This window comes from Marinobacter antarcticus (assembly GCF_900142385.1).
GTDB lineage: Bacteria > Pseudomonadota > Gammaproteobacteria > Pseudomonadales > Oleiphilaceae > Marinobacter > Marinobacter antarcticus.
Genome location: NZ_FRAQ01000005.1, coordinates 128,131 through 151,652, shown reverse-complemented (window position 1 = coordinate 151,652; position 23,522 = coordinate 128,131). Strand labels below are relative to the sequence as shown.

At 54.2% G+C, this 23,522-nt stretch carries 35 protein-coding genes; 31 read left to right on the top strand and 4 right to left on the bottom strand.

The features are described from left to right. The 29 genes from tuf to rplQ all read left to right on the top strand — a co-directional run. Nucleotides 1-1,176 (top strand): elongation factor Tu (gene tuf / locus BUA49_RS17115; RefSeq protein ID WP_228704528.1); only part of this gene is annotated, 1,176 nt, incomplete at its 5' end. A gap of 190 nt (nt 1,177-1,366) precedes the next feature. After that, the gene (rpsJ, locus tag BUA49_RS17110) at nt 1,367-1,678 is read left to right on the top strand and encodes a 30S ribosomal protein S10 (RefSeq protein ID WP_041341420.1); all 312 of its coding nucleotides are present in this window, start codon (nt 1,367-1,369) and stop codon (nt 1,676-1,678) included. 75 nt (nt 1,679-1,753) lie between these two features. Further along, nucleotides 1,754-2,392, top strand: a complete 639-nt coding sequence (rplC, locus tag BUA49_RS17105; RefSeq protein ID WP_072799778.1) for a 50S ribosomal protein L3 — start codon at nt 1,754-1,756, stop codon at nt 2,390-2,392. Nucleotides 2,393-2,403: 11 nt separating this feature from the next. Continuing rightward, nucleotides 2,404-3,009 carry a 50S ribosomal protein L4 gene (gene rplD / locus BUA49_RS17100; RefSeq protein WP_072799776.1) on the top strand — a complete coding sequence of 202 codons (606 nt, stop codon included), beginning with the start codon at nt 2,404-2,406 and terminating at the stop codon, nt 3,007-3,009. Continuing rightward, complete coding sequence (gene rplW, locus BUA49_RS17095) at nt 3,006-3,299, top strand: 50S ribosomal protein L23 (protein ID WP_072799774.1); 294 nt, start codon at nt 3,006-3,008, stop codon at nt 3,297-3,299. The genes rplD and rplW overlap by 4 nt, the downstream gene beginning before the upstream one ends. Before the next feature lie 17 nt (nt 3,300-3,316). Next, nucleotides 3,317-4,144 (top strand): 50S ribosomal protein L2, encoded by an 828-nt coding sequence (gene rplB / locus BUA49_RS17090; RefSeq protein WP_072799773.1) that lies wholly within the window; start codon nt 3,317-3,319, stop codon nt 4,142-4,144. A gap of 23 nt (nt 4,145-4,167) precedes the next feature. After that, on the top strand, nt 4,168-4,443 hold the full coding sequence (gene rpsS / locus BUA49_RS17085; RefSeq protein ID WP_072799771.1) for a 30S ribosomal protein S19: 276 nt from the start codon (nt 4,168-4,170) through the stop codon (nt 4,441-4,443). A 17-nt stretch (nt 4,444-4,460) separates the two neighbouring features. Beyond that, nucleotides 4,461-4,793: a 50S ribosomal protein L22 gene (rplV, locus tag BUA49_RS17080; RefSeq protein WP_072799770.1), complete on the top strand. Its 333-nt coding sequence runs from the start codon at nt 4,461-4,463 to the stop codon at nt 4,791-4,793. Between the two features lie 11 nt (nt 4,794-4,804). Next, nucleotides 4,805-5,488: a 30S ribosomal protein S3 gene (rpsC, locus tag BUA49_RS17075; RefSeq protein WP_072799768.1), complete on the top strand. Its 684-nt coding sequence runs from the start codon at nt 4,805-4,807 to the stop codon at nt 5,486-5,488. A gap of 12 nt (nt 5,489-5,500) precedes the next feature. Next, entirely contained in the window at nt 5,501-5,914 is a 414-nt protein-coding gene (rplP, locus tag BUA49_RS17070) for a 50S ribosomal protein L16 (protein WP_072799767.1), read from the top strand. Continuing rightward, nucleotides 5,914-6,105, top strand: a complete 192-nt coding sequence (gene rpmC, locus BUA49_RS17065) for a 50S ribosomal protein L29 (RefSeq protein WP_072799765.1) — start codon at nt 5,914-5,916, stop codon at nt 6,103-6,105. The genes rplP and rpmC overlap by 1 nt, the downstream gene beginning before the upstream one ends. Before the next feature lies 1 nt (nt 6,106). Continuing rightward, a complete protein-coding gene (rpsQ, locus tag BUA49_RS17060; RefSeq protein ID WP_072799764.1) occupies nt 6,107-6,373 on the top strand; it encodes a 30S ribosomal protein S17 in 267 nt (88 codons plus the stop codon). Between the two features lie 18 nt (nt 6,374-6,391). Then, nucleotides 6,392-6,760 (top strand): 50S ribosomal protein L14, encoded by a 369-nt coding sequence (gene rplN / locus BUA49_RS17055; protein WP_012139776.1) that lies wholly within the window; start codon nt 6,392-6,394, stop codon nt 6,758-6,760. A 17-nt stretch (nt 6,761-6,777) separates the two neighbouring features. Further along, on the top strand, nt 6,778-7,098 hold the full coding sequence (gene rplX / locus BUA49_RS17050) for a 50S ribosomal protein L24 (RefSeq protein ID WP_072799762.1): 321 nt from the start codon (nt 6,778-6,780) through the stop codon (nt 7,096-7,098). A gap of 15 nt (nt 7,099-7,113) precedes the next feature. Beyond that, nucleotides 7,114-7,653 carry a 50S ribosomal protein L5 gene (gene rplE, locus BUA49_RS17045; RefSeq protein ID WP_072799760.1) on the top strand — a complete coding sequence of 180 codons (540 nt, stop codon included), beginning with the start codon at nt 7,114-7,116 and terminating at the stop codon, nt 7,651-7,653. A gap of 13 nt (nt 7,654-7,666) precedes the next feature. After that, a complete protein-coding gene (gene rpsN, locus BUA49_RS17040) occupies nt 7,667-7,972 on the top strand; it encodes a 30S ribosomal protein S14 (protein ID WP_072799759.1) in 306 nt (101 codons plus the stop codon). An 88-nt stretch (nt 7,973-8,060) separates the two neighbouring features. After that, nucleotides 8,061-8,453: a 30S ribosomal protein S8 gene (rpsH, locus tag BUA49_RS17035; RefSeq protein WP_072799757.1), complete on the top strand. Its 393-nt coding sequence runs from the start codon at nt 8,061-8,063 to the stop codon at nt 8,451-8,453. A 9-nt stretch (nt 8,454-8,462) separates the two neighbouring features. After that, entirely contained in the window at nt 8,463-8,996 is a 534-nt protein-coding gene (gene rplF, locus BUA49_RS17030; protein WP_072799756.1) for a 50S ribosomal protein L6, read from the top strand. 9 nt (nt 8,997-9,005) lie between these two features. After that, nucleotides 9,006-9,353, top strand: a complete 348-nt coding sequence (rplR, locus tag BUA49_RS17025; RefSeq protein ID WP_072799754.1) for a 50S ribosomal protein L18 — start codon at nt 9,006-9,008, stop codon at nt 9,351-9,353. A 12-nt stretch (nt 9,354-9,365) separates the two neighbouring features. Then, on the top strand, nt 9,366-9,866 hold the full coding sequence (rpsE, locus tag BUA49_RS17020; RefSeq protein WP_072799753.1) for a 30S ribosomal protein S5: 501 nt from the start codon (nt 9,366-9,368) through the stop codon (nt 9,864-9,866). A 4-nt stretch (nt 9,867-9,870) separates the two neighbouring features. Beyond that, a complete protein-coding gene (gene rpmD / locus BUA49_RS17015; RefSeq protein ID WP_072799751.1) occupies nt 9,871-10,059 on the top strand; it encodes a 50S ribosomal protein L30 in 189 nt (62 codons plus the stop codon). Nucleotide 10,060: 1 nt separating this feature from the next. Further along, complete coding sequence (gene rplO / locus BUA49_RS17010; protein WP_072799749.1) at nt 10,061-10,495, top strand: 50S ribosomal protein L15; 435 nt, start codon at nt 10,061-10,063, stop codon at nt 10,493-10,495. Between the two features lie 17 nt (nt 10,496-10,512). Next, nucleotides 10,513-11,835 carry a preprotein translocase subunit SecY gene (gene secY / locus BUA49_RS17005; protein ID WP_072799747.1) on the top strand — a complete coding sequence of 441 codons (1,323 nt, stop codon included), beginning with the start codon at nt 10,513-10,515 and terminating at the stop codon, nt 11,833-11,835. Between the two features lie 30 nt (nt 11,836-11,865). After that, nucleotides 11,866-11,979, top strand: coding sequence for a 50S ribosomal protein L36 (gene rpmJ / locus BUA49_RS17000; protein ID WP_072799745.1), 114 nt, complete (start codon nt 11,866-11,868; stop codon nt 11,977-11,979). A gap of 143 nt (nt 11,980-12,122) precedes the next feature. After that, complete coding sequence (gene rpsM, locus BUA49_RS16995) at nt 12,123-12,479, top strand: 30S ribosomal protein S13 (RefSeq protein ID WP_072799744.1); 357 nt, start codon at nt 12,123-12,125, stop codon at nt 12,477-12,479. 13 nt (nt 12,480-12,492) lie between these two features. After that, nucleotides 12,493-12,882: a 30S ribosomal protein S11 gene (gene rpsK / locus BUA49_RS16990; protein WP_044387623.1), complete on the top strand. Its 390-nt coding sequence runs from the start codon at nt 12,493-12,495 to the stop codon at nt 12,880-12,882. Between the two features lie 18 nt (nt 12,883-12,900). Further along, complete coding sequence (gene rpsD / locus BUA49_RS16985) at nt 12,901-13,521, top strand: 30S ribosomal protein S4 (RefSeq protein WP_072799742.1); 621 nt, start codon at nt 12,901-12,903, stop codon at nt 13,519-13,521. 35 nt (nt 13,522-13,556) lie between these two features. Beyond that, the gene (locus tag BUA49_RS16980; RefSeq protein ID WP_072799740.1) at nt 13,557-14,561 is read left to right on the top strand and encodes a DNA-directed RNA polymerase subunit alpha; all 1,005 of its coding nucleotides are present in this window, start codon (nt 13,557-13,559) and stop codon (nt 14,559-14,561) included. Between the two features lie 33 nt (nt 14,562-14,594). After that, nucleotides 14,595-14,993, top strand: a complete 399-nt coding sequence (rplQ, locus tag BUA49_RS16975) for a 50S ribosomal protein L17 (protein WP_072799738.1) — start codon at nt 14,595-14,597, stop codon at nt 14,991-14,993. A 59-nt stretch (nt 14,994-15,052) separates the two neighbouring features. On the opposite strand, the gene uvrA is transcribed toward rplQ, so the two are convergent. After that, nucleotides 15,053-17,887 carry an excinuclease ABC subunit UvrA gene (gene uvrA, locus BUA49_RS16970; RefSeq protein WP_072799792.1) on the bottom strand — a complete coding sequence of 945 codons (2,835 nt, stop codon included), beginning with the start codon at nt 17,885-17,887 and terminating at the stop codon, nt 15,053-15,055. A 177-nt stretch (nt 17,888-18,064) separates the two neighbouring features. Between uvrA and BUA49_RS16965 the strand changes: the two genes are divergently transcribed. Next, entirely contained in the window at nt 18,065-19,435 is a 1,371-nt protein-coding gene (locus BUA49_RS16965) for an MFS transporter (RefSeq protein WP_072799737.1), read from the top strand. A gap of 57 nt (nt 19,436-19,492) precedes the next feature. Beyond that, a complete protein-coding gene (gene ssb / locus BUA49_RS16960; RefSeq protein WP_072799735.1) occupies nt 19,493-20,023 on the top strand; it encodes a single-stranded DNA-binding protein in 531 nt (176 codons plus the stop codon). An 86-nt stretch (nt 20,024-20,109) separates the two neighbouring features. Here the strand turns inward: ssb and glnG are convergent, their stop codons facing one another. The 3 genes from glnG to BUA49_RS16945 form a co-directional block, all read right to left on the bottom strand. Further along, the gene (gene glnG / locus BUA49_RS16955; protein WP_072799733.1) at nt 20,110-21,534 is read right to left on the bottom strand and encodes a nitrogen regulation protein NR(I); all 1,425 of its coding nucleotides are present in this window, start codon (nt 21,532-21,534) and stop codon (nt 20,110-20,112) included. Beyond that, complete coding sequence (glnL, locus tag BUA49_RS16950) at nt 21,531-22,628, bottom strand: nitrogen regulation protein NR(II) (protein WP_072799732.1); 1,098 nt, start codon at nt 22,626-22,628, stop codon at nt 21,531-21,533. Before glnL ends, glnG begins: the two co-directional genes overlap by 4 nt. 264 nt (nt 22,629-22,892) lie before the next feature. Continuing rightward, nucleotides 22,893-23,417: a DUF4124 domain-containing protein gene (locus BUA49_RS16945; protein ID WP_072799730.1), complete on the bottom strand. Its 525-nt coding sequence runs from the start codon at nt 23,415-23,417 to the stop codon at nt 22,893-22,895. Between the last annotated feature and the right edge of the window lie 105 nt (nt 23,418-23,522).

Below are 23,522 nucleotides of genomic sequence, written 5' to 3'. Positions count from 1 at the left end.
CGTAAAAAGCCGCACCTGAACGTGGGCACTATTGGTCACGTAGACCATGGTAAGACGACTCTGACCGCTGCTCTGACTCGTGTTTGTCACGAAGTATGGGGTACGGGTTCTGCGAGTGCATTCGATTCGATCGATAACGCACCGGAAGAGCGTGCGCGTGGTATTACCATTGCGACCTCACACGTTGAGTACGATTCCCCGAACCGTCACTACGCACACGTAGATTGCCCGGGCCACGCTGACTATGTGAAGAACATGATCACGGGTGCGGCGCAGATGGACGGCGCGATTCTGGTGGTCTCTGCAGCTGACGGTCCTATGCCGCAGACTCGCGAGCACATCCTGCTGTCCCGCCAGGTAGGCGTTCCTTACATCGTTGTGTTCCTGAACAAAGCGGACATGGTAGACGATGAAGAGCTGCTGGAATTGGTTGAGATGGAAGTGCGTGAACTGCTGGAAATGTACGATTTCCCGGCTGACGACACTCCGATCATCACCGGTTCAGCGTTGATGGCTCTGGAAGGTAAAGACGATAACGAGATGGGCACTACCGCTGTCAAGAAGCTGGTAGAAGCTCTGGATGACTATATCCCAGAGCCTGAGCGTGCCATTGATCAGCCGTTCCTGATGCCGATTGAGGACGTGTTCTCTATCTCGGGTCGTGGTACGGTTGTGACCGGTCGTGTAGAGCGCGGTGTTGTCAAAGTTGGTGAGGAAGTGGAAATTGTCGGTATCAAAGATACCGTCAAGACCGTTTGCACCGGTGTTGAGATGTTCCGCAAGCTGCTGGACGAAGGTCGTGCTGGTGAGAACGTAGGTGTTCTGCTGCGTGGTACCAAGCGTGACGACGTAGAGCGTGGTCAGGTTCTGTGTAAGCCAGGCTCAATCAAGCCGCACACCAAGTTTGAAGGCGAAGTGTACGTATTGAGCAAAGACGAAGGCGGTCGTCATACTCCGTTCTTCAAGGGCTATCGCCCGCAGTTCTACTTCCGTACCACCGACGTAACCGGTTCCTGTGAATTGCCGGAAGGCGTGGAAATGGTTATGCCAGGTGACAACGTGAAGATGGTAGTAACGCTGATTGCTCCGATTGCCATGGAAGATGGTCTACGCTTCGCGATTCGCGAAGGTGGGCGTACCGTTGGTGCCGGTGTGGTCGCAAAGATCATCGAGTAAGTCACTCGTTGCATCTGGAAAAGGGGCTGATTCGATCAGCCCCTTTTTCCGTTTCAGTCGCAACCGCTCCCCGATCGGGTCAGAAACTATGTTTGTTGACATGGTTGGGTATTATGCATACAATGCGGCTCCTTTTTTTTGAAGGTCGGCTAACTAGTTAGTAGCTGCTACGAGTGGAGTTTGGTGCAACATGCAAAGCCAAAAGATTCGAATCCGGTTGAAGGCGTTTGATTATCGCCTGATCGACCAGTCTACGCAGGAGATTGTCGATACCGCAAAGCGGACCGGCGCTCAGGTGCGTGGACCTATCCCTCTGCCGACGCGGAAGGAAAAGTACACCATTCTGGTTTCTCCGCACGTCAATAAAGACGCGCGCGACCAGTATGAAATTCGTACTCACAAGCGTTTGCTCGACATTGTTGAGCCAACGGAAAAGACAGTAGATGCTTTGATGAAACTGGACCTGGCAGCAGGTGTAGACGTTCAGATTAGCCTCGGTTAATACCGCCCGGTATTGATCTGTGTAACTGTCATAAGGCCATAGAGGGTGTGAGCCCCGTACACTTAGAGGTGAGACATGGCAATTGGTGTTGTCGGCCGGAAGGCTGGTATGACCCGTATTTTTACGGAAGACGGGCAGGCGCTGCCTGTTACGGTAATTGAGGTTGAGCCCAACCGCATTACCCAACTTAAAACTCTTGAAGCTGATGGCTATCGTGCCGTTCAGGTTACTGTGGGTGCGCGTCGCGCTTCCCGTGTGACCAAAGGTGCGGCCGGTCATTTTGCCAAGGCTGGCGTAGAAGCTGGTCGGGGTATGTGGGAGTTTCGGTTGGCAGATGGCGAGGGTGAAGATCTCGCAGCTGGTGGCGAAATTTCTGCAACCGTGTTTGAAGATGGTCAGCTTGTTGATGCTGTTGGCCAGTCCAAGGGTAAAGGTTTCCAGGGTGGCGTGAAGCGCTGGAACTTCTCCATGCAAGATGCAACGCATGGTAACTCCCTGTCGCATCGTGCTCCGGGTTCTATCGGTCAGAACCAGACTCCGGGCAAGGTATTCAAGGGCAAAAAGATGGCGGGCCAGATGGGTAATGCGCGGGTGACTGTGCAGAACCTGAAAGTTGTCCGTGTCGACGCCGAGCGCAACCTCCTGCTGATTAGTGGTGCCGTACCTGGCGCAACTGGCGGTGATGTTGTCATCAAGCCTGCACTTAAAGCCTGAGGAGCGGTTCGATGGAATTGACTATTACAGGTAGTGGCAAGGGAATTTCGGTTTCCGATGCCGCATTTGCCAAAGATTTTAACGAGTCACTGGTTCACCAGGTGGTTACTGCTTACATGGCAGCCGGCCGTCAGGGCACCAAGGCTCAGAAGACCCGTTCAGAAGTCAGTGGTGGTGGTAAGAAGCCCTGGCGTCAGAAAGGTACAGGCCGCGCCCGTGCCGGTACTATCCGTAGCCCGATCTGGCGCTCCGGTGGTGTAACCTTCGCTGCGAAGCCGCGTAGCTTTGAGCAAAAGGTTAACCGTAAGATGTACCGCGCTGCGATGTGCTCTATTTTTTCCGAGCTGGTTCGTCAGGAGCGCTTGGTTCTGGTGGACGATTTTGCTATCGATGCGCCCAAGACCAAGGCCTTTGCTGCGAAGCTGGCAGATATGGGCATTTCAAACGCTTTGATCCTGACAGAAAGCGTTGAGCAAAACCTGCATCTGGCCTCTCGCAACGTTCCTCACGTCGATGTGCGTGATGTTGCTGGTCTGGATCCGGTTAGCTTGGTTGCCTTCGAGAAAGTCGTGGTGACTGTTCCGGCTCTGAAGAAGATCGAGGAGATGCTGGGATGAATCAGGAACGTATTTATAAGGTCCTTCTGGGGCCGCACGTATCGGAGAAAGCTTCTTTGGTTTCCGAGAATGGTCAGGTTGTTTTCCGGGTCGCCCCGGACGCCACCAAGCCGGAGATCAAAAAGGCTGTTGAGCAACTGTTCAACGTCACCGTAGAAGGTGTTCAGGTTCTGAATCGTAAGGGCAAGCTTAAACGCACAGCCCGCGGGTTCGGCAAGCGTAATGACATTCGTAAGGCTTACGTAAAGCTGGCTGAAGGTCAGGACATCGATTTTCTGGATGTGGAATAAGGTAAAGGGGTCGTAATATGCCGATCGTCAAAACCAAACCAACATCTGCCGGACGCCGTCACGTTGTAAAGCTTTACAACCCGGATTTGCACAAAGGGCGCCCTTACGAACCGTTGGTCGAATCGCAAAGCAAGACGGGTGGCCGTAACAATGCTGGCCGCATTACTACCCGTCATATTGGTGGTGGTCATAAACAACACTACCGTGTCATAGACTTCAAGCGGACCAAAGATGGTATTCCAGCGACTATAGAGCGCATTGAATACGATCCTAACCGCACTGCGCACATTGCGCTGGTCAAGTACGCCGATGGCGAGCGCCGTTATATCATCGCTCCCAAAGGTATGCAGATTGGCGAGCCTGTGCGCTCAGGAATCGACGCGCCTATTAAGGTGGGAAGCACATTGCCGCTGCGGAATATCCCAGTGGGTTCTGTGATTCATTGCGTTGAGCTCAAGCCTGGTAAAGGTGCACAGCTGGCTCGCTCTGCGGGCGCATCCGTACAGCTGGTTGCTCGGGAAGGCGCTTATGCGACTATCCGCCTGCGCTCAGGTGAAATGCGTAAGGTGCTTGTTGATTGTCGTGCCACGTTGGGTGAAGTGTCCAACAGTGAACACAGTCTCAAGCGGCTTGGCAAAGCGGGTGCATCACGTTGGCGTGGCAAGCGTCCAACAGTACGTGGTGTTGCTATGAACCCAGTTGACCACCCGCATGGTGGTGGTGAAGGGCGTACCTCTGGCGGACGTCACCCGGTTTCTCCGTGGGGTGTTCCGACCAAAGGGCATAAGACTCGTAAGAACAAACGTACTGACAAAATGATAGTACGTCGTCGTTCAGCCAAGTAAACGACTACATAGAGGTAAATGCTGTGCCACGTTCTTTAAAGAAAGGTCCTTTTATAGACCTGCATCTGTTGAAGAAGGTCGAAGCAGCTCTGGAAGTGAACGACAAGCGGCCGATCAAAACCTGGTCGCGTCGCTCAACGATCTTTCCAGAGTTCGTAGGCTTGACCATTGCAGTCCACAACGGCAGGCAGCACGTGCCGGTTCATGTCACCGAAGATATGGTCGGGCATAAGCTGGGTGAGTTCGCGGCAACGCGTACTTATCGTGGCCATTCGGCCGACAAGAAAGCTAAACGCTGATTGTGAGGGGAATAGAAATGGAAGTAGCAGCCAAGTACAAGGGCGCTCGCCTCTCAGCTCAGAAAGCACGTCTTGTCGCCGACCAAGTCCGCGGCAAGGCTGTTGAGGACGCCCTGAACATTCTGACTTTCAGCCCGAAGAAGGCAGCTGGGATCATCAAGAAAGCTCTTGAGTCCGCAATTGCTAACGCTGAGCATAACGAAGGTCTGGACGTAGATGATCTGCGGGTTTCCACCGTGATGGTGGATGAAGGCCCGACGCTCAAGCGAATCAAAGCTCGAGCCAAGGGGCGCGCTGATAGAATTCTGAAGCGCACCTGTCATATCACCGTCAAGGTCGCCGACAAGTAGGAGATGCTCAGATGGGTCATAAAGTAAATCCGATCGGCTTTCGCCTGGGTGTGATCAAAGAGCACAACTCAGTCTGGTATGCCGAGAAAAAGGAATACGCGAAGAACCTTTTGAATGACATTAAGGTTCGCGAATTCCTCGACAAGCGTCTGGTAAAGGCGTCTGTCAGCAAGATTGTGATCGAGCGCCCTGCTCAGAACGCCCGTATCACGATTCATACTGCCCGCCCCGGTATTGTTATCGGTAAGAAGGGTGAAGATGTTGACCGTCTACGTCGCGAAGTCGGCGAAATGATGGGCGTGCCTGTGCACATCAACATCGAAGAAGTCCGCAAGCCGGATTTGGATGCCCGCCTGGTAGCGCAAAACGTTGCCGGTCAGCTGGAGCGTCGTGTGATGTTCCGTCGCGCTATGAAGCGCGCGGTTCAAAATGCAATGCGTCAGGGTGCCAAAGGTATCAAGATTCAGGTTGGTGGTCGTCTCGGGGGTGCTGAGATTGCGCGTTCCGAGTGGTATCGCGAAGGTCGTGTTCCGCTGCACACACTGCGTGCAGATATTGATTACGCAACCTACGAAGCGCATACCACTTACGGCGTAATCGGCGTCAAGGTATGGATCTTCAAAGGTGAGATTCTTGGTGGTATGGAACAAGTCCGTGCTGACAAGAAAGCCTCTGGGAAGAAAGGTTCTAAGTAAAGGGGCAATCTTATGCTGCAACCAAAACGCACCAAATTTCGCAAGGTAATGAAAGGCCGTAACACGGGTCTTGCTCACCGCGCCAACAAGGTGAGCTTCGGTGAATACGGATTGAAAGCGACGAGTCGCGGGCGTATAACTGCGCGTCAGATTGAGGCGGCACGTCGTACCATGACTCGTAAGATCAAGCGGGGCGGAAAGATCTGGATCCGGGTTTTCCCGGACAAGCCGATCACTGGTAAACCGCTTGAAGTACGTATGGGTAAAGGTAAGGGTTCTGTTGAGTATTGGGTGGCGGAAATCCAGCCAGGCCGTATGCTCTACGAGATGGAAGGCGTTGCTGAAGATGTTGCACGCGAAGCCTTCACACTCGCAGCGGCGAAGCTGCCGGTACAGACCACCTTCGTAACTAGGACGGTGATGTGATGAAAGCAACAGAGCTGCGTGAAAAATCAGCCGCGGAGCTGAATAAGGAGCTGATCGACCTCCTGAAGGAACAGTTCAACCTGCGCATGCGCAAGGCAACTGGTCAGCTCAATCAGTCTCACCTCCTCGCCGGGGTGAAGCATGATATTGCTCGCGTGAAAACAGTTTTGAACGAAAAGGCAGGACAGTGACATGACCGAAGCTACCCAAACTGCCAGAACTCTTAGCGGCAAGGTCGTGAGTAACAAGATGGAGAAATCCATCGTGGTGCTGGTCGAACGTCAGGTAAAACATCCTCTGTACGGAAAGTACATGAAGCGTTCAACCAAGATCCACGCTCACGATGAGAGCAACCAGTGCAATATCGGTGACAAAGTGACCATCCAGGAAACCCGCCCGGTCTCCAAGACGAAGAGTTGGGCCCTGGTTGAAGTCGTCGAACATGCGTCCAAGGTGTAAAGCGCCCGGAGAACAACCATGATTCAGACTCAGACAATGCTTGAAGTCGCGGATAACAGCGGTGCGCGTCAGGTGATGTGCATTAAGGTCCTGGGCGGTTCACACCGGCGTTATGCCAGCGTAGGGGACGTCATTAAGGTGACCGTCAAGGAAGCCATCCCCCGCGGAAAAGTGAAAAAGGGCCAGGTCCTTAAGGCTGTTGTAGTGCGCACTCGCAAGGGTGTTCGTCGTCCTGATGGGTCGCTGATCCGTTTCGACGGCAACGCGGCGGTACTTTTGAATAATCAGGACGCACCTATTGGTACCCGTATCTTCGGACCGGTTACCCGTGAACTGCGAAATGAGAAGTTCATGAAAATTATCTCACTGGCACCCGAAGTACTTTAAAGGACCAGAGGCCGGTTATGAAAAAGATCAAACGAGATGACGAAGTAATCGTCACTACGGGGAAAGACAAAGGTAAACGTGGTAAGGTCCTGAAAGTTCAGGACGATGGTAAAGTGATTGTTTCTGGCATCAATATGATGAAGAAGCACACCAAGCCTAACCCCATGGCGGGCTCCCCAGGTGGCATCGTCGAGAAAGAAGCACCTATCCAGGCTTCCAACGTAGCTATTTTTAATCCGCAGACCGGCAAAGCCGATCGTGTTGGCTTCCAGACCAAGGAAGACGGGGCGAAAACGCGGATCTTCAAAGCTACGAAAGAAGCTGTCGATAACCAGTAAGCGGTGGTGGTTACGATGCTTAACATGAAAGAGCAGTACAGCAAGGAAGTGGTACCCGCCCTGCAGAAAGAGTTCGGCTACAAGAACATTATGCAGGTGCCGCGTATCGAAAAGATTACCCTTAATATGGGTGTCGGTGAAGCGGTTGGTGACAAGAAGCTGATTGAAAATGCTGTGGCAGATCTCGAACGCCTGGCAGGACAAAAGGTTGTTGTCACCAAAGCGCGTAGATCTGTTGCGGGCTTTAAAATCCGCGAAGGTTGGCCGATTGGTTGTAAGGTTACCCTGCGCGGAGAGCGCATGTGGGATTTCTTTGATCGTCTGGTTCACATTGCGGTTCCTCGCATTCGTGACTTTCGCGGTCTGAACCCCAAGTCCTTTGATGGGCGCGGTAACTACAGCATGGGTGTGCGTGAGCAGATTATCTTTCCAGAGATTGAGTACGACAAAGTCGACAAGATCCGCGGCCTGGATATCACTATTACCACCAATGCCGATACCGACGATGAAGGTCGTGAGCTATTAAAAGCTTTCGGTTTTCCGTTCAAGAAATAAAGGAACGAGAGTAATGGCTAAGGTTTCCATGAAAAACCGTGAGCTCAAGCGCGAACAGACCGTTGCGAAATATGCGGTGAAGCGTGCTGAGCTCAAGGCGATTATCAAAAACCCAAATACCAGCGATGATGACCGCTGGGATGCACAGATGAAGCTCCAGCAGCTTCCTCGCGATGCGTCTCCTTCGCGTCTTCGTAATCGTTGCCAGGTGACTGGTCGTCCCCATGGCGTTCTGCGCAAGTTCGAACTTTCACGGATTAAACTCCGTGAGTACGGCATGCGTGGCGACGTTCCGGGCCTGACCAAGGCAAGCTGGTAAGATAGGTGTCCTGACTTCGGTCAGGTGCCTGTTGGTAAGCGGTGCGGCAAGCCGCTGCACAACTAAAAAGATCAGGAGCCTCATACCAATGAGTATGCAAGACACGCTTGCGGATATGGTAACCCGTATTCGCAACGCCCAGATGGCATCGAAAACAGACGTTAAGATGCCGTCTTCAAAAATGAAGATCTCGGTGGCCCAAGTCCTTAAGGACGAAGGTTACGTCGCGGATTTTTCCGTTACAGCCGACATAAAGCCCGAGCTCACGATCACTCTGAAGTATTTCGGCGGCAAGCCGGTTATTGAGTCGATCAAGCGGGTTAGCCGTCCGAGCCTGCGCCAGTACAAAGGCACTGGGGAGCTACCGAAAGTATCCGGTGGTCTGGGAGTCGCGATTGTCTCTACGTCCAAGGGCGTAATGACAGATCGTGCCGCACGTGCTGCCGGCGTGGGTGGCGAAGTCATCTGCACCGTATTCTAGGAGAATCACATGTCCAGGGTTGCCAATAATCCTGTCGTGCTGCCTTCCGGTGTTGAGGTTAAGCTAAACGGACAGGAAATTAGTGTAAAGGGCTCCAAGGGAGCGCTTGAGTTTTCAATTCACCAGGCGGTTGAGGTAAAGCAGGAAGAAAATGTTCTGCGTTTTGCTGCCCGCGATGGTGCCCAACAGTCCCGCGCTCTTGCTGGTACAACCCGCGCGCTGGTCAATAACATGGTGACCGGAGTATCCGCAGGCTTCGAGCGTAAGCTCCAGCTTATCGGTGTAGGTTATCGGGCCCAGACGCAAGGTAAGAAGCTTAATCTGACGCTGGGGTTTTCGCACCCGGTAGAGTATGAGCTGCCCGAGGGGATTACCGTCGAAACTCCGTCCAATACGGAAGTAGTTATTCGCGGTATCGACAAGCAACAGGTTGGCCACGTCGCTGCCGAAATCCGCGCGTTCCGTCCGCCCGAGCCTTATAAAGGCAAAGGTGTACGATATGCGGGTGAGCAGGTTAGACGCAAAGAAGCCAAGAAGAAATAAGGCGGGACTATGAGCGCGAATAACGAAAGATTGCGTCGCGCACGCAAAGTGCGCATGAAGATCCGTGAACTGGGTACGACACGTTTGTGCGTTCACCGCACCCCGCGTCATATGTACGCCCAGGTTACGTCAGCAGATGGCAGCAATGTGATTGCCACTGCCTCCACGTTGGATAAGGAATTGCGCCAGGGTGCAACCGGTAACGTGGACGCCGCCAAAAAGGTTGGTCAGCTAATCGCTGAGCGTGCCAAGGCGGCAGGTGTTGAGCGGGTCGCTTTTGACCGCTCCGGTTACCGTTACCACGGTCGCGTGCAGGCTTTGGCCGACGCAGCCCGTGAAGCTGGCTTGCAATTCTAAGAGGTGGAGAAGATGAGCGTTAATGATCAGAAGGCGCCTGAGCTCCAGGAAAAGCTGGTTCAGGTGAATCGCGTCGCCAAAGTAGTCAAGGGTGGTCGCGTTTTTGCGTTCACCGCACTGAGTGTTGTTGGTGACGGAAAAGGGCGTGTTGGCTTTGGTCGCGGTAAAGCACGTGAAGTGCCTGTCGCTATCCAGAAGTCAATGGAAGCTGCACGCAAGAACATGGTAGAAGTGCCGCTTGACGGTACTACTCTGCAGTACGCAGTGCGGGCCCAGCATGGTGGCTCCAAGGTGTACATGCAGCCGGCTTCAGAAGGTACAGGTATCATCGCCGGTGGTGCGATGCGTGCAGTGCTAGAGGTTGCGGGTGTTCAGAACGTACTGTCCAAGTGTTACGGGTCTACCAACCCGGTGAACGTGGTACGTTCCACCATTAAGGGTCTCCAGGCCACTCAGGCGCCTGAAGATATTGCAGCCAAGCGCGGTAAATCCGTCGAAGAGATTCTGGGTTGAAGTCATGGCTAACGCAAAAACGATCAAAGTAACTCTGACCCGCAGCCCAATTGGCTGTCAGCCCAAGCACAAATTGTGTGTAAAGGGCCTGGGTCTTCGTAAAATCGGTCACACCGTTGAGGTGGAAGATACACCTTCCATTCGCGGCATGATCAACCGGGTAGATTACCTGGTTCGGGTTGAGGAGAGCTAAGATGCGTCTGAACGAACTTAGTCCGGAACCCGGTTCACGTCCCGCCGCAAGGCGCGTCGGTCGTGGTATCGGAAGCGGTTTCGGTAAAACCGGTGGACGTGGTCACAAAGGCCTTAAAGCCCGTTCCGGGGGCAGCGTTGCTCCTGGTTTCGAGGGTGGCCAGCAGCCTTTGGCCCGTCGTCTGCCGAAGTTTGGCTTTACGTCGCGTCAGCAGCGCTATGTTGCTGAAATTCGCCTGAACGAACTGGCGAAAGTTGAAGGCGATATTGTGGATCTTGCGGCCCTTAAGAAGGCCGACATCATCCGTGACGAAATTCGCGAAGCCAAGGTTATTCTGTCCGGCGAACTCGACCGCGCAGTAACCGTGAAGGGACTTCGGGTAACTAAAGGCGCGCGCGAGGCAATTTCTGCCGCGGGTGGTAAAGTCGAAGACTAAGGCGAGTCGAGGACTAAATGGCCAAGAACGCATCATTGCCTGCGGGCGCGGGAAAAGGACTGGCAGAGCTGCGATCGCGGCTCTGGTTTGTCTTCGTGGCATTGTTGGTGTACCGGGTTGGTGCCCACATTCCGGTGCCAGGTATAAACCCCGACCGGCTGGCAGCACTGTTTGAGCAGAATCAGGGAACCATCCTGAGTATGTTCAACATGTTTTCAGGTGGTGCGCTCGAGCGTATGAGTATCTTCGCTCTCGGTATCATGCCGTATATCTCGGCCTCGATTATCATGCAACTTATGACTGCGGTAAGTCCGCAGCTTGAGCAGCTGAAGAAAGAGGGCGAGGCTGGACGTCGAAAGATCAGCCAGTACACGCGGTACGGTACGGTTGTTCTGGCCCTGGTTCAGGGTTTTGGGATTTCTGTCGGGTTGGCATCGCAGGGCGTCACCTTCAACGACAGCTACAGCTTCCACTTCGTGGCGGTTGTGTCTTTCGTTAGTGGTGCTGTCTTCATGATGTGGCTGGGTGAGCAGATTACTGAGCGGGGTGTCGGAAACGGCATCTCTCTGTTGATTTTCGCAGGCATTGTAGCCGGGCTTCCGGGCGCAATTGGTCAGACTCTGGAGCAGGCTCGAAACGGCGAAATGAGTTTGTTGCTTGTCCTGGGTATCGCTGTGCTTGCGATCGCCGTGGTTGGTTTCGTGGTTTTCATGGAGCGTGGTCAGCGTCGTCTGACCATCAACTACGCCAAACGCCAGCAAGGACGTCAGGTGTTTGCCCAGCAGTCCAGTCACTTGCCTTTGAAGGTGAATATGGCCGGGGTCATCCCGCCCATCTTTGCTTCCTCTATTCTGCTTTTCCCGGCTTCGCTGGGGCAGTGGTTTGGTCAGGGTGAAGGAATGGAGTGGCTCAGCGACATCTCTCAGGCATTGGCGCCAAGCCAGCCGTTGTACATTATTCTGTTTGCGGCAGCAGTCGTATTCTTCTGCTTCTTCTACACAGCGCTGATGTATAACCCGAAAGAAGTTGCGGATAACCTCAAACGCTCTGGAGCGTTTATTCCGGGCATACGTCCGGGCGATCAGACCGCCAAGTATATTGATGGCGTGCTGACCCGTCTGACGCTGTTCGGTGCAATGTACATTGCAGCAGTCTCCCTGTTCCCTCAGTTTCTGATGGTGGCCGGGAATGTGCCTTTCTATCTGGGTGGCACCTCACTGCTGATTGTTGTAGTCGTCGTGATGGATTTCATGGCCCAGGTTCAGTCGCACCTGATGTCGCATCAGTACGAATCGCTGATGAAGAAGTCCAATCTCAAGGGCTATAGTCGGAACGGTTAATCCCGTTCCCCTTGAAAACTGGAGTCGACAATGAAAGTACGCGCTTCGGTAAAGAAAATTTGCCGTAACTGCAAAGTAATTCGTCGCAATGGCTCGGTACGAGTCATTTGCCCGGAACCTCGTCACAAGCAGCGTCAGGGTTGATTCCTTCGGGAATAATCCTGGCGTGTAGAAAGAGGTGTTAGTGATAACGCTTGACTCGATCGCGGGTCAAGCGTTATTATTTCGCGCCCCTTTTTTGTGGCGTAAAATTCACACAGCAAAGCTTTGAACGCGGAGTAATTTGGATGGCACGTATAGCCGGTGTCAATATACCCGATCACAAACATGCTGTTATCTCGCTGACCTATATTTTCGGTGTTGGCAAGACAACAGCTCAGAAGCTTTGCGATGCAACCGGCGTAAAGCCGGACGTCAAGGTCAAAGACCTGTCCGATGAGCAGCTTGAGACACTTCGAACTGAAGTGGGTAAAGCAATCGTTGAAGGCGATCTGCGTCGTGAAGTACAGATGAACATCAAGCGTTTGAAGGATCTCGGATGTCACCGTGGTCTGCGCCATCGTCACGGGCTTCCAGTCCGTGGTCAGCGCACCAAGACCAACGCACGCACCCGTAAAGGTCCACGCAAACCTATTCGTAAGTAACAGGTAGGCAAACATGGCAAAGCCAGGTACACGTACCCGTAAAAAGGTGAAAAAGACAGTTGTTGATGGCGTCGCGCACATACACGCGTCCTTCAACAACACTATCGTGACCATTTCAGACCGTCAGGGCAACGTCCTGTCCTGGGCTACCTCTGGTGGTTCCGGTTTTCGTGGGTCACGTAAAAGTACACCTTTTGCTGCGCAGGTAGCAGCTGAAAGAGCCGGTAACGCGGCTGCTGAATACGGCCTTAAAAACCTGGACGTAGAGGTTAAGGGACCCGGACCCGGACGTGAGTCTGCAGTTCGCGCGCTGAATTCGTGCGGCTACAAGATCACTAACATCACAGATGTGACGCCGATTCCCCATAACGGCTGTCGTCCGCCCAAAAAGCGCCGCGTCTAACACAGGAGACAGTGAATTATGGCTCGTTATATAGGCCCGAAGTGCAAACTGTCTCGTCGTGAAGGGACAGATCTTTTTCTTAAGAGCGGTGTTCGCGCGCTGGATTCCAAGTGCAACCTTGAGACTCCGCCGGGTATGCACGGCGCGCGTCGCAGTCGTCTGTCCGAATATGGCGTACAGCTTCGTGAAAAACAGAAAGTTCGCCGTATCTATGGCGTTCTTGAAAAGCAATTTCGCAACTACTACAAAGAGGCCGCCCGTCTGAAGGGTGCAACTGGTGAAAACCTGCTGCAGCTCCTGGAGACGCGCCTCGATAACGTTGTATATCGCATGGGGTTCGGTTCTACCCGTGCAGAGTCCCGTCAGCTCGTCTCTCACAAGGCGATCCTGGTCAATGACAAGGTAGTGAATATTCCTTCCTACAAAGTCAAGGCAGGTGATGTTGTGAGCATTCGCGAAAAAGCCAGAAATCAGTTGCGTGTCAAAGGCGCTCTGGATCTGTCTGCAAGCCGTGCACCGGTGAGCTGGGTAGAGGTCGACGCCACTAAGATGTCCGGCGTTTACACGTCAGTGCCTGAGCGCACTGAGCTGCCAGCCGACATCAACGAGAACCTCATCGTCGAGCTTTACTCCAAGTAAAGCCCAGTTAGCAACGACAGTAGATAGGGGCGTCTATGCAGCGTTCAGTACATGAGTTATTGACACCTCGTACCATTGACGTGAAAGAATCGGGCGCTACTCGCGCAAAGGTAACGCTTGAGCCTCTGGAAAGAGGCTTTGGCCACACTTTGGGGAGTGCGTTGCGTCGAATTCTCTTGTCTTCGATGCCAGGCTGCGCCGTGACTGAAGCGCAGATTGATGGTGTCTTGCACGAGTACAGCGCAATTGAGGGTGTCCAGGAGGACGTGATTGAGATTCTGTTGAATCTCAAGGGCGTTGCGGTAAAGATGAACGGTCGGGACGATACTGAGCTTACGCTCAGCAAGAAAGGCCCGGGCGTCGTTACAGCCGGTGATATCAAGTTGGATCATGATGTTGAGATCTCCAACCCGGATCATGTGATCTGTCACCTGAGTGAAAACGGTGAAGTGAACATGCGTCTTCGTGTGGCCCGTGGCCGAGGCTATGAGCCTGCGGATCAGCGTGGTCTCGATGAAGATGAAACCCGCGCCATCGGACGTCTGCAACTGGATGCAACCTTCAGCCCGGTTCGTCGTGTAGCCTATTCCGTGGAAAGTGCACGGGTAGAGCAGCGCACCGATCTGGATAAGCTGGTTATTGATCTGGAGACTAATGGCACCATCGACCCGGAAGAAGCAATTCGCCGGGCGGCCACGATTCTCCAGCAGCAGCTGGCTGTATTTGTCGATTTTGATCATGAGAAAGAACCAGAGCGTGTTGAAGAAGAGGAAGAAATTGATCCGATTCTTCTGCGTCCGGTTGATGATCTGGAACTGACAGTGCGTTCAGCTAATTGCTTGAAGGCTGAAAATATTTACTACATCGGCGATCTTATCCAGCGCACAGAAGTTGAGCTGTTGAAGACGCCTAACCTTGGTAAGAAGTCGCTCACCGAGATCAAGGACGTTTTGGCGTCCCGAGGTTTGTCTCTGGGTATGCGTCTTGATAACTGGCCGCCGGCTAGCCTTCGTGGCGACGACCGGGTTTTGGGCGGTTGATTGCCGATTAGTTTAAGGTAAGGAATCAGAGCAATGCGTCATCGTAAGAGTGGTCGTAAGTTCAGCAGGACCAGTGCGCATCGCAAGGCCATGTTTCGTAACATGACTGCGTCACTGGTTGGTCATGAGCTGATTAAAACAACGTTGCCGAAAGCCAAAGAGCTTCGTCGGGTAGCGGAGCCTTTGATCACGCTCGCCAAGAAAGATTCGGTTGCGAATCGTCGTCTGGCGTTTGCCCGCCTGCGCGACGATGCAGCGGTTGCCAAGCTGTTTAATGAGCTGGGTCCCCGTTACAACGAGCGTCCGGGTGGTTACCTTCGTATTCTGAAGTGTGGCTTCCGTGCTGGTGACAATGCCCCGATGGCATTTGTTGAGCTGGTAGGCCGTCCGTTGGATATCGAAGCAGAAGAAGTTGACGAAGACGACAAGTAACATTGTCGTTTAGTCAGAAAAAACCGGAGCCGGAAACGCCTCCGGTTTTTTTGTGCCGGTCAGCCCGGCAACATTGCTTTCAGGTAGCGGCCTGTGTGCGAGGCTGGATTTGCAGCGACTTGTTCTGGCGTGCCTTCTGCAATGATCTGACCGCCCCCTGAGCCACCTTCCGGTCCCAGATCGATAACCCAGTCAGCGGTCTTGATGACATCAAGGTTGTGCTCGATGACAACGATGGTGTTGCCGTGATCCCGGAGGCGTTGCAGTACGCTAAGCAGCTGCTGAATATCGTAGAAGTGTAGCCCTGTGGTGGGCTCATCGAGAATATACAAGGTTTTCCCGGTATCCCGCTTGGATAGCTCTTTGGCAAGCTTCACGCGCTGGGCTTCACCGCCGGACAGAGTTACGGCGCTTTGCCCAAGGCGAATGTAGGAAAGCCCGACATCCACCAGTGTCTGCAGTTTTCTGGCGAGAAACGGCACGGCGTCAAAAAACTCTCGGCCTTCCTCAACGGTCATGCTCAAAACTTCATTGATGTTCTTGCCTTTGTAGCGTACCTCCAGGGTTTCCCGGTTGTAGCGTTTGGCTTTACACACATCGCAGGGGACGTATACATCCGGCAGGAAGTGCATTTCCACCTTGATCATGCCGTCGCCCTGGCATGCTTCACATCGCCCACCTTTCACGTTGAAGGAGAAACGACCGGGCTTATAGCCCCTTGCTCGTGCCTCCTGTGTGCCGGCAAACAGCTCTCGTATTGGCGTGAACAGGCCGGTGTAGGTGGCCGGGTTCGAGCGGGGTGTGCGCCCGATGGGGCTCTGATCTATGTCGATGACCTTGTCCAGCTGGTCAAGACCCTTAAGCCCTTCGTAGGGTGATGCATTGAGGCTGGTGGCTTTGTTGAGTTTTGCCGCGGCCACCGGGTAGAGAGTGCTGTTTATCAGGGTCGACTTTCCAGAGCCTGAAACTCCGGTGACGCAGGTCATGATGCCCAAGGGCAGCGTGAGAGTGACGTGCTGCAAGTTATTACCAGTTGCCCCGGTCAGCGTCAGAGTTTCTCCTGAACCCTTGTTTCTGGTTTCGGGGATGGCAATCTGTTTGGCTCCGCTGAGGTACTGTCCCGTCAATGAATCGGGGTTTTCCTGGATTTGCGCGGGTGTACCTTGAGCGATGATCTGGCCGCCATGAACACCGGCACCCGGTCCGATATCAATAACATGATCGGCTGCAAGGATGGCCTCTTCATCATGTTCGACTACGATGACGGTATTGCCAAGATCGCGCAGATGGGTGAGGGTGCTCAGCAATCGGTCATTGTCCCGTTGATGAAGACCGATGGAGGGCTCATCAAGGATGTACATGACGCCCATCAGGCCCGCACCGATCTGGCTGGCCAGCCGTATTCTCTGCGCTTCGCCGCCAGAGAGCGTGTCGGCACTGCGTTCAAGTGTCAGGTATTCCAGGCCGACGTTGACCAGAAACTGGAGTCGCTGCCGAACTTCCTTTGTGATCTTTTCTGCAATCTCGCCTCTGCGGCCGGGCAGCGTAAGCGTGTCGAAGTAGGAGTAAGCTTCACCGATGGGCAGGTGAGTCAGGTCCGGCAGGTTGCGGTTGTCAATGAAAACGTGGCGGGCGCTGCGACGCAGGCGCGAGCCTTTGCATTCCTTGCAGGGCTGGGTACTGAGGTTACGCGACAGTTCTTCGCGCATACTCGGCGAATCAGTTTCCCTATAGCGACGTTCGAGATTTGGAATGATCCCTTCGAAGGAATGGGACTTTTCCATGATGTGACCACGAGAATTTACGTAGCGAAATGGTATTGCTTCGCTGCCTGACCCGAACAGGAGTGTCGTTTGGAAGTTCTCCGGGAACTCCGCCCAGGGCGTTTCCAGGTCGATGCCATAGTGCTCGGCAACGCTACCCAGCATCTGGAAATAGTACACCGCCCTGCGATCCCAGCCCTTGATGGCACCAGCGGCTAGTGTTGCTTCGGGGTGCTGGACGATTTTGTCTGCATCAAAGAACTGCTTAACGCCCAAGCCGTCACAGGTAGGGCAGGCCCCTGCCGGGTTGTTAAAGGAAAACAGTTTTGGTTCAAGCTCGCTCAGTGCGTAGCCGCACTGTGTACAGGCATATTTGGCAGAAAAGGTATGTTCTTCGTGTTCGCCGTCTTTATCGCTGTCCATCGGGGCCACAAGGGCAATGCCGTCGGCAAGTCCCAGGGCGGTCTCGAAACTTTCGGCGAGCCGTTGTTCCAGGCCAGGCTTCACCTTGAAGCGGTCAACGACGACGTCAATCTGGTGTTTGCGTTTCTTGTCGAGTGCTGGCACATCATCAATGTCATACACCGAGCCATCCACTCGCAGACGTATAAATCCCTGGCTGCGCATGGTCTCAACGACTTGAAGATGTTCGCCTTTACGGTCCCGGATAACCGGCGCAAGGATCATCAACTTGCTGTCTTCCGGCATGGCAAGCACCTGGTCAACCATCTGGCTGACGGTTTGCGCTTCCAGCGGTTGATCGTGATCCGGGCACCGCGGCTCGCCAGCGCGGGCAAACAATAACCGCAGGTAATCATAGATTTCGGTGATGGTGCCAACCGTCGAACGAGGGTTGTGTGATGTGGATTTCTGCTCGATAGAGATGGCAGGGGAAAGGCCTTCGATGTGATCGACATCGGGCTTTTCCATCATCGAGAGGAACTGGCGCGCATAGGTGGATAAGGATTCCACATAGCGCCTCTGACCCTCGGCATAAAGCGTATCAAATGCCAGAGATGATTTGCCTGAGCCGGACAGGCCGGTTATGACGATCAGCTTGTCCCTCGGGATATCCAGGTCGATGTTCTTCAGGTTGTGGGTCCGTGCCCCTTTGATCTGGATATGATCCATAACACCTCGCTTGGATAAAAAACGCAAATTATAACGTGTTCCGCCGGCCACGGCGAAAATGCCGGTAAAGTCGCGCCTGTGCCCCGTCGGAGAACCTTCTGTTACAATGCGCCGCCTGTGGAACATATGTTCTTTCGCAAGGCCACGCTTTCAACCCCGGGACAGGAGCCGACTGCAATGAATACGCTGGAAAAACGCTCCGTATTTGCGCTGGCATCCGTTTATGCCATTCGTATGCTCGGGCTGTTTATGGTCATGCCGGTATTCATGCTGCTGGGTGACGGGCTTGAAGGTGCAACGCCGGCTCTGCTTGGCTTTGCCATTGGCGCGTACGGCCTGAGCCAGGCGTTGCTGCAGATACCTTTTGGTCTGCTTTCAGATCGCGTTGGCCGCAAGCGCATGATTTATATAGGCTTGGTTCTTTTTGCCGCGGGCAGCATACTGGCTGGCTCTACGAACTCAATATACGTCGTCATCGCCGGTCGGATTCTTCAGGGCGCTGGGGCTATTGCCAGTGTGCTCATGGCGCTGCTCAGTGACCTAACCCGTGAGGAAGAGCGAACCAAGGCCATGGCGACGGTGGGTATTTCCATCGGACTTTCCTTTTCGGTCTCTCTGGTTCTCGGGCCACTTTTGGGTTCGGTGTGGGGTCTGTCCGGGATCTTCTATGCCACTGCCGTTCTGTCCATGGTCGCGCTGCTTATTGTCAGCCGAGTGGTTCCTACGCCGCACCAGCACAAAATCAGTGCCGACACTCATCCTGCGAAGGCAATGCTGGGGCGCGTCCTGTCTGACAAGCGCCTGTTGCGACTGGATTTCGGGATTTTCTCACTGCATCTGGTGCTGACGTCACTGTTTCTGGTGTTCCCATCTGTTCTGCAGAATCAGCTTGGGCTGGCCAGTGGTTCGCAGTGGTGGTTTTACCTGAGCGTGATGCTTACCTCGTTTTTGGCCATGGTGCCGTTTATCATCATTGGCGAGAAGAAACGCAGAATGAAACCTGTGCTTTGTGGTGCTATTGCTTTGCTTGCGTTGGCAACAGCGGGGCTGTCCGGAGTGTCAAATAGCCTGCCCGTCGCCTGGGTCGTGCTGTTTTTCTTTTTTATGGCCTTCAATCTGCTTGAAGCCAGCCTGCCGTCTCTGATCAGTAAAGAGGCGCCGGCTGCAAGCAAGGGAACGGCCATGGGCGTGTATTCTACCTCGCAGTTTATGGGGGCTTTTCTGGGAGGAGCCCTCGGCGGCTTCCTGCTGCAGCAGTTTGGGATCGAAGGTGTGGTCTGGTTTATGGTCACCGTCCTCGGGCTCTGGTTGCTCGTCGCTCTGACCATGCCTGCGCCGGGCTACACCTCGGGTTTCGTGGTACAGTTGCGGGACATGGTCAGTGACCAGTACGACGAAGTTGATGGCAGTCTGCGCGGCTTGCCGGGTGTGCAGGATGTGGTCATTGTTGAAAACGCTGCCACCGCCTATCTTAAGGTGGATCGACAGCACTTTGATGAGGCGCTACTTGCGGACTTTCCTTTCGTCCGACAGGGTAGCAGTTCTTGAAATCCGGAGGCTCGCAAGGAATGCGGGTGTCCCTGAAAACAGAATCAGGAGCGGAACATGGCAAGAGGCGTAAATAAAGTCATCCTTATCGGGAATCTCGGGCAGGATCCGGATACCCGTTATACCCCTAACGGCAATGCCGTGGTGAACCTGAATATTGCTACCGACGAGAGTTACAAGGATCGCCAGACAGGCCAGCTGGTTCCGAAAACGGAATGGCACCGGGTTGTGATGTTTGGAAAGATTGCCGAAGTGGCCGGACAGTATCTGCGCAAAGGTTCCAAGGTCTATATCGAGGGCAAGCTACAGACGCGCAAATGGCAGAACAAAGAAGGCCAGGATGTTTACACCACCGAGGTGGTTGTCGATATTAATGGGCAGATGCAGATGCTGGACAGTCGTGGGAGTGACGGTGGCGGCGCGAGCCAAAGTGCACCTGCCGGACGCCCTCAGCAATCAACACCAGCTGCGCAGCCCCAGAACAGTCCGCCGCCGGCGCAGTCGAGTGGTTATAACCAGAGCCAGCCGTCGCAGGGCAGCAGCATGCCTGAGCCGGTTGATGATTTTGATGACGATATACCGTTTTAGCGGTTACCTTATTTAGAGTTCACCGCAGGGTTGAAAAAAACGGCTGTTCAGACAGCCGTTTTTTTATGTCTGATTCCGTCTCAAACTCACTCTTCCTCAATGTCATCCATACCCAGTTCGTTGATTTTGCGCGTGAGCGTGTTCCGTCCCCAGCCAAGAAGAACTGATGCATCCCGGCGACGCCCCCCGGTATGTTTCAGAGCGGTCTCAATCATGATTTTTTCAAATTCCGGCAGGGCTGACCCAAGAATTGCCTTTTCTCCCCTTTTTAATTCCTGATCGGCCCAGTTCCTGAGTCCCTCCTGCCAGGTAGCTCCGGTGGTCTGAGTCTCACTCTGGTGTCGCAACTCGGGGGGCAAGTCGTCAATGTGAATCTCTCTGCCGCTGGCCATGACAGTGAGCCAGCGACAGGTGTTTTCAAGCTGGCGCACGTTGCCCGGCCAAGGCAGGGTTGTGAGGTAGTTTTCTGCTTCTGGGCGCAGGATCTTGGGTTCCACAGAAAGTTCTCTGGCGGCCCTTTGCAGGAAGTGCTGCATCAATCGGGGAATGTCCTCGCAGCGCTCCGCCAGCTTCGGCAGGTGCACACGGATAACGTTAAGTCGGTGGAAAAGATCTTCCCGGAACGAGCCGGACTGAACGAGCTTCTCCAGGTTCTGGTGAGTGGCGGCGATGATGCGAACATCAACCTTGATGGACGTGGTGCCGCCGACGCGGTAGAACTCGCCATCTGCCAGAACCCGCAGCAGGCGGGTCTGGGTATCGCCTGGCATGTCCCCGATTTCATCCAGAAACAGGGTGCCACCGTTGGCCTGTTCAAACCGACCCTGGCGTACCGCAGTAGCACCGGTAAAAGCGCCTTTTTCATGGCCGAAGAGTTCAGACTCTATAAGATCCCGAGGAATGGCCGCCATATTAAGGGCTATAAACGGATGTCGGGCCCTGGGGCTGTGGTTGTGCAGCGCCTGGGCAACTAGCTCTTTCCCTGTTCCGCTTTCACCGTTGATCAGGACGGTGATGTTGGAGTGGGAAAGTCGGCCGATAGCACGGAAAACTTCCTGCATGGCAGGAGCTTCACCGATGATCTCGGTGCTGTGCTGGATGGTCTCCGCTTGCGGCTGAGAGACCGCCCGCTTCTCGTGGCTATGAGCGACAGCCCGTTTAGCCAGGGCTACGGCATCGTCTACATCGAACGGTTTAGGAAGGTATTCAAAAGCACCGGTCTGATAACTGGTAACGGCGCTTTCCAGATCCGAGTGAGCGGTCATGATGATGACCGGAACGTCCGGGTGTGCTTCGACGATGTGTGACAGCAGGGTGATGCCATCCACCCCGGGCATGCGAATATCACTGATGATGGCGTCGGGCTGCTCGCGCTCCAGTCGCCTCATGATGTTTTCACCACTCTCAAAAACGGTGGGCTGCATGCCGGCCTGGCTCAGGGCGCGTTCCAGCACCCAGCGAATGCTGCGATCGTCATCGACGATCCAAATGTTGGCGGGTTGTTGGCTCATGAGGTGCCCTCCAGGGGTAGGAAGATGATGAAGTCTGTTCGACCCGGCTCACTCTCACACTCAACCAGCCCTTGATGCTGGCTGATGATGCTCTGGGTAATGGACAGTCCGAGCCCGGTGCCATTGGCGCGGCCGCTGATCATCGGGTAGAAAATATTTTGACGCAGCTCTGGAGTGATTCCCGGGCCGTTGTCGATGATGTCTATCCGGCACACAAGCCTATGGCGCCTGGGGCCGATAGTGACCTGGCGCAGGGCGCGGGTGCGAAAAGTAATGGTGGGCGTTTTTTGGCCATCGGGAAGGGTGGCCTCGCTTTCAAAGGCCGCCTCCATCGCATTGCGAGCAATGTTGAGAACGGCCTGGATCAGCTGCTCTTTATCTCCCGAAAACTCCGGCAGACTGGGGTCGTAGTCCCTATAGAATAGCACCCTGCCTTTGCACTCGGCTTCCAGCAGGGTGCGTACCCGTTCAAGGATCTCATGAATATTGGTAGGTGCCGGTTTCAGTGCTTTGTTGGGGCCCAGCATACGGTCAACAAGGCTGCGCAAGCGATCGGCTTCTTCAATGATTACCCGGGTATATTCGCGCTGGTCGGCACTGGTTAGCTCTCGATCGAGTAATTGAGCGGCGCCGCGAATGCCCCCGAGGGGGTTCTTTATCTCATGGGCCATGCCACGGACCAGGATCCGAGTGGTTTCCTGCTGGGAAATCAGGTCTTCTTCCCGGCTTATCCGTAGCAGGCGGTCCCGAGGTTGTACTTCCACCAGCAGAGCAGCGGGGTTTTGGTCAAGAAGCGAAACAGTGTAGTCCACAATCCTTTGTGAACCGCTAGCCAGAAGGAATTCTGTTTCCCGGCGAGTGTAAGACTGGCCCGATTCAGCTGCAGTGCGCAGGGTGTTGAGGGTGCTCTCTGCACCAAGAAGGATGTCGCGGAGATGAAGTCCTGAGCTATGGGTCATGCTGGTTTCAAGCAGGCTTTCTGCCGCTGGGTTCAGATACCGGATTATCAAATCGCTCTCCAGCACAAGAACCGCGGTCGTGAGGTTGTCCAGCATGCCCTTGTACCTGTTTGCGTTGGCTGGTGAGTTTGCCATACGTGCTTCCTGTTGGTTTAAGCCGGAGGGGTGTCTTGCCATGCGCTCCCTGTATCTCGCTTAACCGCTGTAACAGGAAGTAGCAAAAACTGAACCAATTTCGGAGGACGGCCGGGCTGCTTGGGCAAGCAACCCGAAGGCGCGTTATTTCAGGGCGGGTCTGCAACGAAAGGAGTCGGGCAGCCTGAACGCTTAGTCCCGATGCTGCCTGGAGATTAGCACAATTGCAGTGCCATCGCACCAAATTGGTGCGGTGGCTTGGCGCTAATTCTGAGTAGAAGGGCGATGAACAGTGAACCGAATTGGGCTGCCGGATTTAATCTGGACACCATTTCTGTCCACAATGTGAATGCCGGCCTCGTGTGTGCCCCGGAATATATTGTTAACGGTCACAGCGCCGGAAGCGCTCTGGCCAACTGGCTGACCATCCAGCGTTACTTCGTATTTGTGCTCTGGCTCAAGGCCTGGCGTGCTGCGCATTTCAAAGCGCACGTCGCCACTGCCGCTGTAGAATGCTTGTTCATCTTCAGGGTAGGTGAACGAGACGCTCTCATAAACCGAGCCTTCCCGTTTTACTTCCTCCCTGAGTTTGTCGGTTTCCCTGACGTTTTGCGGTTTGGGGAGGGTAATTGTCGTAACCGGCTTCACCTTCACAGTCTCTGCGCCTTTCGACGGTTCGTCGGAGAAGGTTACATTGCCCCGGGCATCCACATTGCGGTAAACCTCTGCGGCCACGGGCCCTGCGATCAGGAGCAATAGCCCTGCGGTCATTCCAAGCCTTGGGTTCATAAGCACAACCTGTCTTAGTATTTTTACTGATTATCAATGGCCGGACACGCCTTTTCAATGCAGCAGGGAGAGATGTTGGTTACATATCGTTAAGGGCGGCCCCAC

Coding starts and splice junctions, on each gene's coding strand:
- rpsJ (WP_041341420.1), top strand. CDS start 1,367: ATGCAAAGCCAAAAGATTCGAATCCGGTTGAAGGCGTTTGATTATCGC.
- rplC (WP_072799778.1), top strand. CDS start 1,754: ATGGCAATTGGTGTTGTCGGCCGGAAGGCTGGTATGACCCGTATTTTT.
- rplD (WP_072799776.1), top strand. CDS start 2,404: ATGGAATTGACTATTACAGGTAGTGGCAAGGGAATTTCGGTTTCCGAT.
- rplW (WP_072799774.1), top strand. CDS start 3,006: ATGAATCAGGAACGTATTTATAAGGTCCTTCTGGGGCCGCACGTATCG.
- rplB (WP_072799773.1), top strand. CDS start 3,317: ATGCCGATCGTCAAAACCAAACCAACATCTGCCGGACGCCGTCACGTT.
- rplV (WP_072799770.1), top strand. CDS start 4,461: ATGGAAGTAGCAGCCAAGTACAAGGGCGCTCGCCTCTCAGCTCAGAAA.
- rpsC (WP_072799768.1), top strand. CDS start 4,805: ATGGGTCATAAAGTAAATCCGATCGGCTTTCGCCTGGGTGTGATCAAA.
- rplP (WP_072799767.1), top strand. CDS start 5,501: ATGCTGCAACCAAAACGCACCAAATTTCGCAAGGTAATGAAAGGCCGT.
- rpmC (WP_072799765.1), top strand. CDS start 5,914: ATGAAAGCAACAGAGCTGCGTGAAAAATCAGCCGCGGAGCTGAATAAG.
- rpsQ (WP_072799764.1), top strand. CDS start 6,107: ATGACCGAAGCTACCCAAACTGCCAGAACTCTTAGCGGCAAGGTCGTG.
- rplN (WP_012139776.1), top strand. CDS start 6,392: ATGATTCAGACTCAGACAATGCTTGAAGTCGCGGATAACAGCGGTGCG.
- rplX (WP_072799762.1), top strand. CDS start 6,778: ATGAAAAAGATCAAACGAGATGACGAAGTAATCGTCACTACGGGGAAA.
- rplE (WP_072799760.1), top strand. CDS start 7,114: ATGCTTAACATGAAAGAGCAGTACAGCAAGGAAGTGGTACCCGCCCTG.
- rpsN (WP_072799759.1), top strand. CDS start 7,667: ATGGCTAAGGTTTCCATGAAAAACCGTGAGCTCAAGCGCGAACAGACC.
- rpsH (WP_072799757.1), top strand. CDS start 8,061: ATGAGTATGCAAGACACGCTTGCGGATATGGTAACCCGTATTCGCAAC.
- rplF (WP_072799756.1), top strand. CDS start 8,463: ATGTCCAGGGTTGCCAATAATCCTGTCGTGCTGCCTTCCGGTGTTGAG.
- rplR (WP_072799754.1), top strand. CDS start 9,006: ATGAGCGCGAATAACGAAAGATTGCGTCGCGCACGCAAAGTGCGCATG.
- rpsE (WP_072799753.1), top strand. CDS start 9,366: ATGAGCGTTAATGATCAGAAGGCGCCTGAGCTCCAGGAAAAGCTGGTT.
- rpmD (WP_072799751.1), top strand. CDS start 9,871: ATGGCTAACGCAAAAACGATCAAAGTAACTCTGACCCGCAGCCCAATT.
- rplO (WP_072799749.1), top strand. CDS start 10,061: ATGCGTCTGAACGAACTTAGTCCGGAACCCGGTTCACGTCCCGCCGCA.
- secY (WP_072799747.1), top strand. CDS start 10,513: ATGGCCAAGAACGCATCATTGCCTGCGGGCGCGGGAAAAGGACTGGCA.
- rpmJ (WP_072799745.1), top strand. CDS start 11,866: ATGAAAGTACGCGCTTCGGTAAAGAAAATTTGCCGTAACTGCAAAGTA.
- rpsM (WP_072799744.1), top strand. CDS start 12,123: ATGGCACGTATAGCCGGTGTCAATATACCCGATCACAAACATGCTGTT.
- rpsK (WP_044387623.1), top strand. CDS start 12,493: ATGGCAAAGCCAGGTACACGTACCCGTAAAAAGGTGAAAAAGACAGTT.
- rpsD (WP_072799742.1), top strand. CDS start 12,901: ATGGCTCGTTATATAGGCCCGAAGTGCAAACTGTCTCGTCGTGAAGGG.
- BUA49_RS16980 (WP_072799740.1), top strand. CDS start 13,557: ATGCAGCGTTCAGTACATGAGTTATTGACACCTCGTACCATTGACGTG.
- rplQ (WP_072799738.1), top strand. CDS start 14,595: ATGCGTCATCGTAAGAGTGGTCGTAAGTTCAGCAGGACCAGTGCGCAT.
- uvrA (WP_072799792.1), bottom strand. CDS start 17,887: ATGGATCATATCCAGATCAAAGGGGCACGGACCCACAACCTGAAGAAC.
- BUA49_RS16965 (WP_072799737.1), top strand. CDS start 18,065: ATGAATACGCTGGAAAAACGCTCCGTATTTGCGCTGGCATCCGTTTAT.
- ssb (WP_072799735.1), top strand. CDS start 19,493: ATGGCAAGAGGCGTAAATAAAGTCATCCTTATCGGGAATCTCGGGCAG.
- glnG (WP_072799733.1), bottom strand. CDS start 21,534: ATGAGCCAACAACCCGCCAACATTTGGATCGTCGATGACGATCGCAGC.
- glnL (WP_072799732.1), bottom strand. CDS start 22,628: ATGGCAAACTCACCAGCCAACGCAAACAGGTACAAGGGCATGCTGGAC.
- BUA49_RS16945 (WP_072799730.1), bottom strand. CDS start 23,417: ATGAACCCAAGGCTTGGAATGACCGCAGGGCTATTGCTCCTGATCGCA.